Annotated in this window: 14 protein-coding genes and 1 tRNA gene; 7 read left to right on the top strand and 8 right to left on the bottom strand. The window is 69.4% G+C overall.

Going from position 1 to position 13,538, the window contains the following annotated elements; all coding sequences use genetic code 11:
• The first annotated feature begins 85 nt into the window (after positions 1 to 85).
• The 5 genes from KSK32_RS13735 (at position 86) to KSK32_RS13715 (ending at position 1,667) form a co-directional block, all read left to right on the top strand.
• Positions 86 to 157 (top strand) — tRNA-Lys (locus KSK32_RS13735).
• A gap of 78 nt (positions 158 to 235) precedes the next feature.
• Positions 236 to 511, top strand: a complete 276-nt coding sequence (locus KSK32_RS13730) for a type II toxin-antitoxin system Phd/YefM family antitoxin (RefSeq protein WP_216931575.1) — start codon at positions 236 to 238, stop codon at positions 509 to 511.
• The gene (locus tag KSK32_RS13725; RefSeq protein WP_216931574.1) at positions 508 to 765 is read left to right on the top strand and encodes a Txe/YoeB family addiction module toxin; all 258 of its coding nucleotides are present in this window, start codon (positions 508 to 510) and stop codon (positions 763 to 765) included. Before KSK32_RS13730 ends, KSK32_RS13725 begins: the two co-directional genes overlap by 4 nt.
• 249 nt (positions 766 to 1,014) lie before the next feature.
• Positions 1,015 to 1,269: a hypothetical protein gene (locus KSK32_RS13720; protein WP_092381133.1), complete on the top strand. Its 255-nt coding sequence runs from the start codon at positions 1,015 to 1,017 to the stop codon at positions 1,267 to 1,269.
• Entirely contained in the window at positions 1,251 to 1,667 is a 417-nt protein-coding gene (locus tag KSK32_RS13715; RefSeq protein ID WP_216931573.1) for a type II toxin-antitoxin system VapC family toxin, read from the top strand. Before KSK32_RS13720 ends, KSK32_RS13715 begins: the two co-directional genes overlap by 19 nt.
• A gap of 289 nt (positions 1,668 to 1,956) precedes the next feature.
• Here KSK32_RS13715 and KSK32_RS13710 read toward each other — a convergent pair whose 3' ends face one another.
• Entirely contained in the window at positions 1,957 to 2,931 is a 975-nt protein-coding gene (locus tag KSK32_RS13710) for an SDR family NAD(P)-dependent oxidoreductase (protein WP_216931572.1), read from the bottom strand.
• 139 nt (positions 2,932 to 3,070) lie between these two features.
• Positions 3,071 to 4,072, bottom strand: a complete 1,002-nt coding sequence (locus KSK32_RS13705; RefSeq protein ID WP_289256575.1) for a sodium:calcium antiporter — start codon at positions 4,070 to 4,072, stop codon at positions 3,071 to 3,073.
• Between the two features lie 202 nt (positions 4,073 to 4,274).
• Between KSK32_RS13705 and KSK32_RS13700 the strand changes: the two genes are divergently transcribed.
• Positions 4,275 to 5,009 carry a bifunctional 2-polyprenyl-6-hydroxyphenol methylase/3-demethylubiquinol 3-O-methyltransferase UbiG gene (locus KSK32_RS13700; RefSeq protein WP_216931570.1) on the top strand — a complete coding sequence of 245 codons (735 nt, stop codon included), beginning with the start codon at positions 4,275 to 4,277 and terminating at the stop codon, positions 5,007 to 5,009.
• A gap of 58 nt (positions 5,010 to 5,067) precedes the next feature.
• On the opposite strand, the gene KSK32_RS13695 is transcribed toward KSK32_RS13700, so the two are convergent.
• The 3 genes from KSK32_RS13695 to KSK32_RS13685 form a co-directional block, all read right to left on the bottom strand.
• Positions 5,068 to 5,367 (bottom strand): hypothetical protein, encoded by a 300-nt coding sequence (locus tag KSK32_RS13695; protein WP_216931569.1) that lies wholly within the window; start codon positions 5,365 to 5,367, stop codon positions 5,068 to 5,070.
• A gap of 134 nt (positions 5,368 to 5,501) precedes the next feature.
• Entirely contained in the window at positions 5,502 to 6,974 is a 1,473-nt protein-coding gene (locus KSK32_RS13690) for an endo-1,4-beta-xylanase (RefSeq protein ID WP_216931568.1), read from the bottom strand.
• Between the two features lie 289 nt (positions 6,975 to 7,263).
• Positions 7,264 to 7,695, bottom strand: a complete 432-nt coding sequence (locus KSK32_RS13685) for a helix-turn-helix domain-containing protein (protein ID WP_216931567.1) — start codon at positions 7,693 to 7,695, stop codon at positions 7,264 to 7,266.
• A gap of 117 nt (positions 7,696 to 7,812) precedes the next feature.
• Here KSK32_RS13685 and KSK32_RS13680 point away from each other — a divergent pair, with 117 nt between their 5' ends.
• A complete protein-coding gene (locus tag KSK32_RS13680) occupies positions 7,813 to 8,727 on the top strand; it encodes an NADP-dependent oxidoreductase (protein ID WP_216931566.1) in 915 nt (304 codons plus the stop codon).
• A gap of 16 nt (positions 8,728 to 8,743) precedes the next feature.
• Here the strand turns inward: KSK32_RS13680 and KSK32_RS13675 are convergent, their stop codons facing one another.
• The 3 genes from KSK32_RS13675 to KSK32_RS13665 are packed head-to-tail and all read right to left on the bottom strand — an operon-like array spanning position 8,744 to position 13,518.
• Entirely contained in the window at positions 8,744 to 12,829 is a 4,086-nt protein-coding gene (locus tag KSK32_RS13675; RefSeq protein ID WP_353939636.1) for a trypsin-like peptidase domain-containing protein, read from the bottom strand.
• Positions 12,830 to 12,877: 48 nt separating this feature from the next.
• Positions 12,878 to 13,207: a CU044_2847 family protein gene (locus KSK32_RS13670; RefSeq protein WP_051090466.1), complete on the bottom strand. Its 330-nt coding sequence runs from the start codon at positions 13,205 to 13,207 to the stop codon at positions 12,878 to 12,880.
• 20 nt (positions 13,208 to 13,227) lie between these two features.
• Positions 13,228 to 13,518, bottom strand: a complete 291-nt coding sequence (locus tag KSK32_RS13665; RefSeq protein WP_216931564.1) for a hypothetical protein — start codon at positions 13,516 to 13,518, stop codon at positions 13,228 to 13,230.
• Between the last annotated feature and the right edge of the window lie 20 nt (positions 13,519 to 13,538).

Here is a 13,538-nt window from a genome sequence, read left to right as displayed (position 1 = left end):
GGCGTCGTGTCGGTGTCGTGGCGTGCCGGAGGGTCGATGCGCGACGCACGCCGGGCTGATCGGGTTCGGGTAACCTGTGCCGTGCGGGCCGCTAGCTCAATGGCAGAGCTGTGGACTTTTAATCCATAGGTTCAGGGTTCGAGTCCCTGGCGGCCCACCTGTTGATCTTCCGTGCGAAACCCGGCCGGACCGCTCACGTGAGGTACAGTTTTCTGTACTTGCCCTGGAGGTGGCCATGCGAACCGTGAACTTCACACAGCTGCGGCAGAACCTGGCCGCCGAACTCGACAGCGTGATCAACGACGCGGAGGAAGTGGTGGTGACCCGGTCAGGCCACGATCCCGTGGTGATCGTGCCGCTTGCGGAGTACGAGTCGATGAAGGAGACCGAGTACCTCCTGCGCAGCCCGAGTAACGCCGCCGCTCTGCGACGATCGATGGCGGAGCTTGAGAAGGGTGACGCGGCCGAGAGGGATCTGATCGACCCGGCCGCCGTGCGGGATGTCGCATGAGGCTGGTCTTCACCGCGACGGCGTGGAGCCAGTACCTCAGCCACACGGACCGTAAGTTGGTCAAGCGCATCAATGACCTCATCGCGGACGTGATGCGCAACGGATACGAGGGCATCGGCAAGCCGGAGCCTCTTCGGGGGGAGCTGTCCGGCTACTGGTCCCGCCGGATCGATCGCGAACACCGGCTGGTGTATCGGATCACCAAGGACGACGTCGAGATCATCGCCTGCCGCTACCACTACGTTGACCGGTAGCGGGCTGGACTGGAATCGGGAACGTCGGTCGTCTGGCCACCGAACCTCGGGACGCGCGAACTGAGGCTTCGCAGAGGCAGCGGGTCACCGGTGATGGTCGCCGGTTGGTTCGCATGGTGGTACCTCCGGCCCACTCAGCAGCGCACCTGAGCTGCGGTTCTTGGCTATGCCGCAGTCGTCATGCGAACCGGTTGATCGAAGCTCGAGTCTTTCTTGGCGAGCGGGTAGTGCTGCATGCATAATGAATGCATGGTTGCTCTCCAGATTCGGGACGTGCCGGAAGAAGTACGAGACGCCCTGGCGGCGCAGGCCAAGGCGCGCGGGCAGTCACTCCAGGCGTACCTGCTGGATCTGGTGGAGACGCAGGCTCGGCGGCTGCGCAACACCGCGGCCCTTGATCGCTTCGCCGGCCGATCGGACGGTGCCCGCTCCCTGCCGGGGGAGAGCGCGGCCGAGTTGAACGACCAGCGGGAGCAACGCGGACCATGGGGAAGCGCGGCATGATCGTCGTGGATGCGTCGGTTCTGGCCGATGCCTTGGTCGACGATGGGCCGGTCGGCGACGCGGCGCGGGCAGAGCTGACCGGCGATCCGCACTGGGCCGCGCCGAGCCATCTTCTGGTCGAGGTCGTATCGGTGATCAGGGGCAAGGTTCTCGGTGGGAAGCTGGGCCTTGCTCGGGCTCAGGAGGCGATCGACACCCTGCCCTCGTTGGTCATCGACGAGGTTGGCGTCGCGATGCTGCTCGACCGAATGTGGCAGTTGCGAGGCAATGTCACCGCGTATGACGCAGCCTACGTCGCGGCGGCGGAGCTGTTGGCCTGCCCACTCGTGACCGGTGATGGTCGGCTCGCCAAGGCCAGCGGCGTCCGCTGCGAGTTCCGACTGCTCGCGGCGTCCTGACGGTGGCCGCCCGAGGATCATCGACCTGACGCCCCTGGGCCGGCCAACCTGAATGGAGCGGATCATCGGCGATCGCCGCGGGGGGTCGCATGACGGCACCTCCAGTCCATGACTGCGCATCCAGACTCGGCAGGCGAGCTTCGATGCTCGTGCGTCCCGACAGCGACGACGAGGTTCGTCGTTGCGGGCCCGGCACCGGTCGACCGAGCGGCCGTCGAACAGCCGCGAGGATGGGCGGTGCGGTGCTGGGCGCGCAGGCGGTGGTCCTACGGACCTGGTCAGGCCGGAGTCATCCGCGCCCCCGGGACGCCAGAGCCCGCTCCGCGTACGCCCAGAGGCGATCGGCGGCGGCCGGGTCAACCGCGTGCGCGGCGACCCCTCCGGTGGCCTCCGGGCCGCCGGCCACTACCTCGACCTCCTGGTTGTCGTCGAAGTACCGGCCGGTGACACCCTCGAGCAGCGGCGACGCAGCCAGCAGCACGGTGGTCGCCGCGCCCTGTTCACGCGTCTTGAAGTAGGGCTGCTCGATGCGATTGCCCGCCTCGTCCATCGCCCCGAACGCGCGCAGCGTCTCGTCGTCCATGTGGCGCTGGAGGTTGGTCGTGATGAAGCCGGGGTTGAGGGCGTTTGCGGTGATCCCGTCTGCGGCCCAGTGCCGGGTGATGCCGACGGCGAGGAGAACCTCTGCGGTCTTCGACCGGCCGTAAGCCGACCACGGGTCGTAGGGCTGCCGTTCGAACTGCGGGTCGTCGAAGTCGAAAGCCTCCCGCAGATGCGCTCCAGAGCTGACGAGCACCACCCGGGCCGAGCCGGCGGCGCGCAAATTGTCGTGCAAGCCGCGGATGAGCGCAAAGTGGCCGAAAAAGTTGGTGCCGAGCTGAAGCTCCCAGCCCTGCGGGGTGAGCTGTCTGGTCGGGATCGCCATGATCCCGGCATTGGCGACCAGCACGTGTAGCGGCCCGGTCCAGGATGCGACAAAGGCGTCGACCGAGGCCAGGTCGGCCAGGTCGAGGGCGGCAGCCCGCACGGAACCGGGGCCGGAACCAGCGAACTCCGCCACCAGTTCGTCGGCGCTCGCCGGGTTGCGGGTGGCGACGGTGACGTCCGCTCCGGCGCCGGCCAGGGCACGGACCGTCTCAGCGCCGATGCCGGAGGCGCCGCCGGTGACGATCATTCGGCGACCGGTGAGGTCGACGCCGTCGAGGGTTTCCGCAGCGGTGGTGCGGGCGGTGAACGGCGTGCTGACCCGGCTGTGGAATGTCATGACCTCGACGCTACAAACGGATGCTCTGGAATGTCCGTCATCCAGGATCTCTGGGCAGACACCGGGAGACGTACGTGGTCCGCGACTGCCGGAGCCGGTGGAGAGCTCCGCCCCGGCAGCCCTACCCCGGCGCCGGCCCTCAGCCGGGCCGGATCAGCAGCAGAGCCACGGTAGCCACGTAGATGGCCGGAATGGCGATTCCCTCGAAGCCGACTCCCCGACGTTCCCTGATGATCAACCCGGCCGCCAGTGTGGCGGTCATCAGGGTCGTCATGCCGGTGAACAGCAGCCCTGACAGATTCGCCTCGGAGTAGATCGATCCGGACCGGTAGGTGCCGTCGGCCAGCAGGATCATCAAGGAGTCGAAGGCGTTGCCGCCGAGGATGTTGCCGATGCCGAGGGTCAGCGCCCCGATGCGAATCGCCGCGATGAGGGTGATCAACTCCGGTAGTGAGGTGATCGCCGTGGTGAGGGTGAAGCCCACGAAGCCGCTGGGCAGCCCTGAGGCGGCGACCACGCCGAGTCCGCCCTGGCCGATCAGGTAGCCGGTGGCGGCCACCACGGCAGCCAGTGCGGCCAGCCGGAACCACAGCCGGCGGAGGCTCACATCCGACGGCGTCGGGGCCGGCACGTCCGAACGAGTCTCGGCGGTCCTGCGGGCGATCCACATCGGTTCTCGGCGGAGGCGGCGAAGCAGCACCAGACCGTACAGGTAGATCACGGGTATCAGCAGGGACGCCGGGTGCACCCACAACACGGTGAGTTCGGGCGTCGCGTACGCCACCACAGGCAGACAGAGCAACGCCACCAGGACGAGCGACTGCAGCACGTTCTCCAGTGACGCGGCCGCGTGTTCGATGTTGGACCGGCGGTAGAGCAGGTCGGCGATGGCCAGCCACACCGTCTGCACCGCGATGCCACCGATCGGGTTGGCGAGGGCGAACTCGGCGTCCTGTCGCACCGAGCCGATGATCGTGGTGGCGATGCCGGGCAGCGAGGTCACCGCGCCGAGCAGCAGAGCGCCGGCCACCGCCTCGCCCATGCCGGTCCGGTCCGCCAGCTCGTCTGCCGTCCGGGCCAGCGCCCCGCCGGCGAACAGAATCGCCACCAGCGCGGCGAGCAACGCGATCACGCTGGGCACGAGGGGCCAGGTACCGGCGGCCGTCACGAGTTGCCGCCGTCAGTCGGCCTGTAATCGAGGACCATGCTCTACCCGTACCCGACCGACGGGACTTTGGCACGGCGCCGCGGTCCGCTACTCCGTCTACGTCTCGAACGGCGGCTGACGACGACGTCGACGGCTGCCCCCACGTTAACGTTCGTTAGGGCTAGAGCCAGCGACCATGGCGGATGCGGATCGACGCTTGGGACTGGGCCACGGGAGCGCGTTCGGCGAGCGCGGCGTGGCGAAGAGGCTGGGCACGTTGAGCCGGCACACACCGCTGACCGGCCGGCGATTATTGGAGATCGGCTGCGGGGACGGCACTTACACGATGCGGCTGGTCGGCGCGTTCGCGCAGATCGAGGCCGTGGACATCCAGCGATGTCGGTTGGAACTGTTCCGGCACCGGCTGACCGATGATCCGGCGGCTGAGAAGATCAACGTACGGGAGTTGTCCGCCACCGAGCTGGACTACCCGGACCAGAGCTTCGATCTGGTCACCGCCATCGAGGTGGTGGAGCACATCGACGACCTCGATGCCGCCCTGCGGCAGGTCCACCGCGTGCTCGTTCCGGGCGGCCGCTTCGCGCTGACGACGCCCAACAGATGGTTCCCGTTCGAGACGCATGGCTTCCTGATCCGGGGAAAGCGCTACCGACCGGCGCGGGCTCCGTTCCTGCCGTGGATAGTGCCGCTGCATCGCCGGCTGGCCGACGCCCGTTGCTTCACCGCCCGTGGCCTGTCCGCACAGCTTCGGCGGGCCGGGCTGGAGCCGGTAGCGGTGGACTACATCATGCCGCCGTTCGACCGGTCCCGCTTCGGACGTCGTATCCGGCCGGTGACCGACGCGATCGAACGCTCGCCGTTGAAGTTCTTCGGCATGGCCCTGGCGGTTGTCGCTCGCCGACCGGAATGACGAGCACTTCCTGCGCGTCGGCGACCGGATGGATGCCCCTTCCCCTGGCAGGCACGAGTCAGGCGTGCCGGGAGGCGATCTCGCGCAGGCCTTCGTAGAACGTGACCAACTCGGTGTCGCTCTGGTCGATGATCCGCAGGCGGCCGGTCACGCCCTCGACGAGCGCCGCCGCGATTCGCTCGGCTCGGTCCGGTTCCATGACCGGCAGCCTCAGCAGGCCCATCGCCCGAGCGGGCCACACATGCAGCTCCAGGTCGTCGTCCTGGAGCATCCCGGCGGGCACCGACCTGACGATGTCCGCGTAGACGCGCCCCTGTATGTACCACTCCCGGTCGGCGTCGAAGACCACGATCATCATCGCCGTCTCCGCTCCCCCGCGCGCCCGGCCGCCTCACACACTCCGATTCAGCCTAGTGCTCGCCAGACGCGACGAGCGGGCCCGGTTTCGGCGTCTGCACCGGGCCCGCCCGTCATGCACCTTCCGGAGGTGCGTCAGCTCGTCGCGACGAGCTGGAACCGCTGGTTGGCCTGGCCGTTGCAGGCGTAGATCTGCACCTGCTGCCCGTTGCCGGTGCCCCAGACGTCGAGGCAGCGGCCGGACTGGACTCCGGTGATGGTGCCGTTGGAGTTGACGTTCCACTGCTGGTTCGTCTGGCCGTTGCAGCTGTAGATCTGGACGGCCGAGCCGTTGCCGGAGCCGGCGGCGTCCAGGCACATCGAGCCGTACACGGTCAGTTGCCGGCTGGAGGTGTAGGTCCACCGCTGGTTGGTCAGCCCGTGGCAGTCGTAGAGCTGCACCCGGGTGCCGTTGCTCTGCGAGGAGTTCGGCACGTCGATGCAGCGGCCGGACTGGTTGCCGACGATCCGGCTGGCGCCGGTGGTCGGCGGCGGCGTGGTCGGCCCGCCCGTCGGCCCGGCGGTCGGCGACACGGTCGCGGTCGGCGTGGGGTTGGGCGACGCGGAGTTGAGGACGTTGAGGACGGAGTTGTACGCGGCCTTCTTGTTGCCGCCGCCGTCGAACAGCAGCGGGTTCTCGTTCGAGCGCCAGGAGTCGCTGTCGCGCACACCCCACACCGTGATGCCGATACACCGCGGCACGTTCACGCACGCCTGCGTCAGCCCCGCGTACTGGCTGGTCGAGGAGTTCGTGACGTCGACCTCGGTCAGCGCCACGTCCACACCCAGGGCGGCGAAGTTCTGCAGCGTGGTCTGGAAGTTGCCCGGCAGCGAACTGCCGCCGGTGAAGTGGGTCTGCAACCCCACACAGTCGATCGGCACACCACGGGACTTGAAGTCCCGGATCATGTTGTACACACCCTGCGTCTTGCCGTACGACCAGTTCTCGATGTTGTAGTCGTTGTAGCAGAGCTTCGTCGACGGATCGGCCGCCCGCGCGGTCCGGAACGCCACCTCGATCCAGTCGTTACCCGTGCCCTGCAGATTCGACTGCCGACGGCTGCCGTCCTCGTTGAACGCCTCGTTCACCACATCCCACGCCACGAGCTTGCCCCGGTAATGGGCCATCACCCCGTTGATGTGGTCGATCATCGCCTGACGCAGGCTGCTGCCGTTCAGGCTCTGCATCCAGCCCGGCTGCTGCGCGTGCCAGGCCAGCGTGTGGCCGCGGACCTGCAGGCCCCGCTGGGTCGCCCAGTTGTAGATCTGGTCACCCGAGGAGAAGTTGAACTGACCCCGCTGGGGCTGCAACGCTTCCGGCTTCATCTCGTTCTCAGCCGTGATCATGTTGAACTCACGCGCCGCGATCGTGCTGTACGTCGAATCACCCAGCCGGCTCGCCGCGATCGCGGTGCCGAAGTAGCGGCCCGACTGTGCCGCGGCGGCGCCGAGCGTGCTCGCCGCCGCCTGAGCCAGGCTGGGCACCACGAGCGCGGCACCGGCCAGTGCCAGCGCGCTGGTGACGGCGGCCAGCACCACGCGGTGACTGCGCCTCGGTAGATGTTTCATGACACTCCTCTGCATATCGGACGATGATGCGCTGGCGATGCCCGGCTGGACGCGGGTGGGAGCCGGCGGTGCGCTCACTCCCGCGTCACTGCCCTGAAACTTTTCGAAGATGTACCGGTAACTTCTCTGGGAAGATATCCGCGACGGCACGATCGGTCAATGTCGATGCCAACGCGAACATGGACTCGACCGGCCGATCAGCCCGGGAGTCCACAGATCTGCATGAGAACGAAGCGCGACGAGAACAGCGCCTAGGACCGAAACTTTCGGAGAATCCCGGCGCGGCCGGTCAGCGATCGGCGGCGGCGTCGTACCGCTCGCGGTTGGCGTGCACCTCGTCCATGTGCGCCTCGGCCCACAGCTTCATGCCGTACATCAGCCGGTGCAGCGACTGACCGAGCTCGGTCAGCTCGTAGGTGACAGTCACCGGCACGCTCGGCGTCACGGTGCGGGTGACCAGGCCGTCGCGTTCCAGGGAACGCAACGTCTGGGTGAGCATCTTCTGACTCACCCCGGCCAGCCGCCGGGACAACTCGGAGTAGCGCATGACCTGCGGCTCCGCGTTGCGGTCGGGCCCGTCGCGGCCGAGTGCGGCCAGGATCAGCGCCACCCACTTGTCGGAGATCCGGTCCAGGAGTTGCCGGCTCGGGCATTCGGCGAGGAACGCGTCGTACTCATCCCGCGCCTGCGCCCGCTTCTGCGCCGCCGTCTGCGTCGGCATCGTCCGCGCCTCCTACCCCCGGGGTACCCAACGCACTCCGAAGTGCGTACTTCCCGAAAGAAAGTTACCCCTCCATCGTGGAGCAGGTCACCCCTCAAGAACAAAGGAGACACCACAATGGGTACGCGCACCTTCCGCACCGCCGTCGTCCGCACCCCGGGCGGACCCGCCGCGATCGAGGTCATCGACGTCCCGGAGCGCGAGCCGGGGCCCGGCGAGGTCCGGGTGACGGTCGCCGCGGCGGCGGTCAACCCCGTCGACCTCGGGGTCGCGGAGGGCTTCTTCCACTCGCTGGGGCTGATCCACCAGCCGCACCACACCGGCCTGGGCTGGGACTTCGCCGGCACCGTCGACGCCGTCGGCCCGGGCGTGGACCTGACCGCCGGCACCCGGGTCGCCGGGCTGGTCGTCGGGTTCGACCGCGACTACGGCACGTACGCCGAGCAGCTCGTCGTGCCCGCGGCCGACCTCGCCGTCGTACCCGATGATCTGGACCTGGTGGCGGCGGCGACAGTGCCGCTCAACGGCCTGGCCGCGGCGCAGGTCGTCGATCTGCTCGGCGAGCCGCCCGCCGGTGGCCGGTTGCTGGTCACCGGGGCGGCCGGCGCGGTCGGCGGCTACGTCCTCCCGCTCGCCGCCGCGCGGGGGTGGCGGGTGACCGGCCTGGCGCGGGCCGGTGACGAGGAGTTCGTCAGCGGCCTCGGCGCCGGCTTCACCACCGCCGCCGAGCCGGGCTGGGACGCGGTCGCCGACGCCGCCGCATGGCAGGAGCGGGCGCTCGCACTGGTCCGCGACGGCGGCGTGTTCGTCGGCGTGCGGCCCAACGCGCAGCCCGCCGCCGAGCGCGGCGTCATCGTCCGCGTGATCGAGACCCGCACCGACGGGGTACGCCTCGCCGACCTGCTCGCCCGGACGGCGGCCGGTGAGCTGCCGGCCCGGGTGCACGCGGTGCTGCCGCTGGAGCGGGCCGCTGACGCGCACCGGGCGATGACCGAGGGCGGGGTACGCGGGCGCTACGTGCTGCGCCCCTGACCAGCGGCGACGCCGATCAACAGCGCACCGCCACCCGAGCGACCGCACGGTCGGCGGCCTCGGGTGGCAGGTCGCTCTGACCGCCGACGTCCAACGCCAGCAGGCCCTGGTCAAGGCCGACGAGCAACGTTCCGCCGACCGTGCAGCAGGTGAGCGCCGGGTGATAGACGGGAATGGTGTGCACTGCCCGTCCGGTGGACGGATCCCAGATCCGCACCGTCCGGTCCCGGCTGGTCGAGGCGAGCAGATCCCGGCCACCGACGCGCACCAGGCTCAACCCGGTGACGGCAGCCGTGTGGGCGGTGAACACGCCCACAGGTTCGCCCCACTCGGCGTCCCACAGACGGATCGTGTGATCGGCGCTGGCCGACGCCAGCATCCGGCGACCCGCCACGACGAGGCCGCAGAGCGCGGTGACCGCATCCTGGTGTCCCTGCCGGGTCCAAACCGGTGTGTCACCACCGCCCCACAGCATCACCGTGCCGCTCTTGTCGGCCGACGCGAGCGCCTCCACGCTGGGCCACCGGACCGTCGCGAGGGCGGTCACCCAGGCACGGGTGACGTGCCCGAGCAGGACCGCCCGGACGACGCCGGTCTGCGGGTGCCAGAGCCGGATGGCCTGGTCGTCGCCGGCCGACGCGACGAGCGTCTCACCGCCGATGACGATCGGGCAGACCGTGGCTACGGAGCCGTAATGCTCGGCGCCGTGAATGAGCCCTTGCGCTTGCTCGCGCTCCCGCACCTTCCACACCAAGGCCGAGGGCCCAGCGTGGACAGTGACTAGTAAAGGTTCCTCAACATCCGCAACCGCACACATCGCGTTGACGGGGCCAATCGGCGTGGGAAGGTCCCACAATTCCTTGCCCGTAGCCGGATCCCAGAACCGCACCCGACTATCGGCACCGCCGCAGGCCACCAAGCCAGATCGCTCCCCAGGGATCGGGCAGAGACTGAGCACGGGCCAGCCTCTGGTCTGATCCGTGATCGTCTCCGGCCAGCCGCCAGCGGGATCCCATAGCCGGACCGTGCCGTCGTCCCCTGCTGTTGCCAGCAGACGGTCCCTCGCCGTCTTGAGCTCACACACCGCGTGGATCCAAGTGGTATGCCCCTTAAGGCTCGGCTGGCTTGTCCAGGTCCCCACCTCCCACAGCCGAACCACTCCGTCGTCACCGGTCGAAACCAGCAGGGAGTCTTCATTGACCACGCAGAGGTCGGTGATCGGTCCCGCCGTTTCTAGGACATGAGCACATTCGCCCGTCTGCGGGTTCCAGAGCCGGACAGTGCCGTCGTAGCCTGCGGAGGCAAGCAACGTACCGCCCGGCGCACGGACGGCACATAGGGCGGTCACCCAGCCGACATGCCCGGTGAGCACCAGCCTCGGCCGTGTGTCACTTGTTGGCTCCCAGACCCGGACCGCGCCGTCGAAGCCGGTGGACGCGAGCAGGTGCCGGCCGCCCACCGGGACGTAGGTTACGGCGGTCACCCAGCCCGAGTGCCCGGTCAACGCGTGGCACTGTGTCCCGGTCACCGGATCCCAGATCCGGACCGCCCGATCGTCGCCCGCCGAGGCCAATAGGTCGCCGTCCGGCAACGGGATGACACAGATGGTGCGGACCCAGTCGTCGTGCCCGCGCAGTTCGTGCCGGCGCTGACCGGTACGCGGATCCCAAAGGCCGATGGTCCCGTCGTGGCTGGCGGTGGCGATCAGCGTCTCGCCGACCCCGGTGCGGACGGCGCACAGCCCACGGATCGTGTCGTCGTGACAGGTGAGGACCGCCACGGCCTGGTTGGTCAACGGATCCCAGAGCCGGACCGTGCCGTCGTCGCCAGCGGAGGCGAGCAAACGCCGATCGTTCAGCTCGATAGCCGCCACGTCGTAGACAGCCTGCGAGTGCCCGTCAAGCACGCTGCGCTCCTGTCGGGGCGGGGTGTGGGCCCAACGTGCCCGGTAGGGCGCGGCGACCGTCTCGATCCCGCTGCCCAGCCCGTCAAGCCGCTCGACAACTGAGAAGAGGGCAGCACGTTCAGCCGGCGACGCCACCATCGCCAGCGGCGTGCGCTGCATCAGCTTCACCCTAGCCTGCGACAACGAAGACAGCGGACGTTCCGTGTCTATAACCGAGAGGAGTCGATCCAACTGTGCATGCAACATGTAGTCATCGTCAGCAAGGAGCTGTTCGACGAGCCCGGCCCGAGCGGCATGGTGGGACAGCGAGGACCGCAGATAGCCGGGTACAGAAGCCCATCCGGTCTCGGTCGCCAGGTCAGTCCAGGCGGCGACCAGCCGCCGCTGATCGTCCTCACGGGTTCTCCGCTCGTCCCTGCCGGCCAGCAACGCGTCGTTGAGGGCCTGGTGGAACAGGCGATACGCGGGCTGGCTACCGCCACCGGTCTCGACCAGGAAGTTCGCCGCCGACGTACGGGCGAACGCGAGGAGTTCATCCTCGGTGACCGTGCCGCCGAGCGCCGTCACCGCGATCCGCCAGAGTGACAGCGGCAGACCCGGTGTCTCGGCGTACGCCAGGGCGGTAAGGGCGAGCCGGGCGGAGGCCGAGCCGGTGGCCGGCAACCCGGCCAGGTAGGAGTCGAGCGCATGGGCCACGGTCGCGCTGAACGACACCGAGGCCGGGTCGACCGGCTCGATGTCGCGCAGCGCGTGTGCCCGGGCGACGAGACCGGCCACCAGGAAGTTTCCCTTCGCCAGCTCGGCGATGCGGCGGGCCAGAAGGGCAGCCGCCGCCGGATCGTTGTACGGATTGCCCGGCCGTTCCGCGCCGAGCAGCCGCAGGGTCGCCAGGGCGTAGTTCACCAGATCGGCCTCGGCGAAGTATTCGGGCGTGTCCAGATCCACCAGCTCGACCGGGCCACCGAAGCAGGAGATCAGGTCGCCCCGGTCGTCGCCGCGCCGGGTGCCGACGACCACCCGGGCGCCGTACCGGCCGCACTCCCGGGCCAGCGGCAGCAGGAGGTCGTCAACGACCTGCCGCGCCTGACCGGGGTCGGCCGTCTCGTCCAGCGCGTCGATGACGAGCGCGAAGCGAGCCGGACGACGCGCCAGCCGGTCACGTACCGCCGGCATCAGGTCGGCCGGCGCAGCCGGCAGGTCGACGGCGGCGGCCCGTGCGATCTCGACCGCCACCTCGAGCGCGGTCTTGCCCTTGGCGTGCACGGCGCAGGACACCGAGCCGACAGTGGCCCGGACGGCGTTGTCGCCGCCCGGCAGGCTGTCCCGGATCTGCTGGTCGGCCGTCGTCACGACGCGTCCCAGGACGGCGGACTTGCCGACCCCGGGTGAGCCGGTGACGATCAGCGGCCCGGTCACTGGCGCCTCCCCGTCGATGAAGTCGACGATCCGCCGGAGCGCGGCCGCACGCCCCCGGAACCGGGCACCACCCTCGGTGTCCACGGCGACGCCCCGCGCCCGGGGCAGCCAGTGCCGGCCGGCCTCACCGTCGGTGCTCAACGTCCACCCCCAGGCCGAGAGCGCGGCGTCGTCGGCGTCCTCGACCCGCCAGGCCGACAACGCGCCCAACGTCATGGCCGGCACCTGTTCGTCGGCGTGGCTCAGGGTGACCGCCTGGCCCTTGCCCTTGCCGTCGGCCGTGACGACCACGCCGACCACCGCCTGATACTCCGGGGACCACACGGCGCCCCCGCTGAACCCCTTGCTGAGCGGCCCGGCGGCGCCGCTGTCGATGGTCAGGTGGCCGTACCCGCTGGCTTCGACGACGGAACCGGTCGCCTGGAGGCCGCCGACCACTCCGGCCGGGAAGCCATACGCCCAGAAGGGACGATCGAGCAGCGGTTGGGGGGCGAGGCAGCGCAGCCGGGCCGGCGTGACGGTCGCCGGCACCGGCTCGACGAGCTCAAGGACGACCAGGTCGACGTACGCCTCCCGCATGCCGTCGTGCTGGCACTGCCGGACCTTGCGCCGGTCGAAGTAGGCGACCTTGGGTGCGCGCGGAAAGGCGACAGTGAGATCGGGGCGGAGGGTGCCGTCGGCGGTGAACGCCACGTGGTGGCAGGTGAGCACCAGGTTGGTGGCGATGACGATGCCGGTGCCGAGCGCCGTGTGCGGGTCCGCCTCACGGTGCAGAGCCACCGCCCACGAGCACTCGTCCGGGGCCGTTGTCACGGGCCGGGCCGTCCGTCAGCGCCGTGGGCCGGCACCGCGGTCGGTGGGGCCCTCCGGCTGCCAGGCGAGTGTGACCTCGAAGTTCGCCTCTCCGGTCGCCTTCGCCACCACCCAACTCGCCGTGCCGGTGGCCTTGATCCCGAAGCGCACCTCCACCGCGTCGGGAGAGACGGTCTTGACCTGTTCCAGCAATTCCCGGGCGGCGGCGACCGCCGGCGCCGCGGATTCACGTACCCAGCCGGCGACGTCGCCGAAGCCGGCGGGCTGGAAACCGGGCGTCGGCTCGACTTCGATCAAGGCAACCGTTTCGTCGTCGACCTGGTAGCGGACCACCTCAGACTGCACGGTCACCTCCGTGACGTATTTCAGGAGAACAGGCGGGAGGGGTCGCGGCGGAGCAGAAACTCCGGCCCTCTCGCCGGTCTGCCATGCTGCCCGTTGTCCTTGTCACTTCGCAATGGTCCGGCCGGCGAACCGCGCCGAAGCGCCCGAACAGGCGTTTCAATCGGCGCGTCCACGCAGGACCGCTGGAGATCAACTGCGCGGTCCTGTCGGCTTTCGTCAGCGAGATCGGTGACCTTGCGCGCGTCCGGCACCGTCGGCAGAATCGGCCCGTGCGCCGGGTCCTTCCCGTTACCCACCTCGATCATGGCCATCCCTTCAGACCCTTCGATCC

This window comes from Micromonospora sp. WMMB482, assembly GCF_019038635.1.
In the GTDB taxonomy this organism is placed as follows: Bacteria; Actinomycetota; Actinomycetes; order Mycobacteriales; family Micromonosporaceae; genus Micromonospora; species Micromonospora marina.
This window is presented reverse-complemented; position numbering and strand designations above follow the sequence as displayed.

Coding starts and splice junctions, on each gene's coding strand:
- KSK32_RS13695 (WP_216931569.1), bottom strand. CDS start 5,367: ATGATGATCGTGGTCTTCGACGCCGACCGGGAGTGGTACATACAGGGG.
- KSK32_RS13725 (WP_216931574.1), top strand. CDS start 508: ATGAGGCTGGTCTTCACCGCGACGGCGTGGAGCCAGTACCTCAGCCAC.
- KSK32_RS13730 (WP_216931575.1), top strand. CDS start 236: ATGCGAACCGTGAACTTCACACAGCTGCGGCAGAACCTGGCCGCCGAA.
- KSK32_RS13665 (WP_216931564.1), bottom strand. CDS start 13,518: ATGGCCATGATCGAGGTGGGTAACGGGAAGGACCCGGCGCACGGGCCG.
- KSK32_RS13690 (WP_216931568.1), bottom strand. CDS start 6,974: ATGAAACATCTACCGAGGCGCAGTCACCGCGTGGTGCTGGCCGCCGTC.
- KSK32_RS13710 (WP_216931572.1), bottom strand. CDS start 2,931: ATGACATTCCACAGCCGGGTCAGCACGCCGTTCACCGCCCGCACCACC.
- KSK32_RS13715 (WP_216931573.1), top strand. CDS start 1,251: ATGGGGAAGCGCGGCATGATCGTCGTGGATGCGTCGGTTCTGGCCGAT.
- KSK32_RS13700 (WP_216931570.1), top strand. CDS start 4,275: ATGGCGGATGCGGATCGACGCTTGGGACTGGGCCACGGGAGCGCGTTC.
- KSK32_RS13720 (WP_092381133.1), top strand. CDS start 1,015: ATGGTTGCTCTCCAGATTCGGGACGTGCCGGAAGAAGTACGAGACGCC.
- KSK32_RS13685 (WP_216931567.1), bottom strand. CDS start 7,695: ATGCCGACGCAGACGGCGGCGCAGAAGCGGGCGCAGGCGCGGGATGAG.
- KSK32_RS13680 (WP_216931566.1), top strand. CDS start 7,813: ATGGGTACGCGCACCTTCCGCACCGCCGTCGTCCGCACCCCGGGCGGA.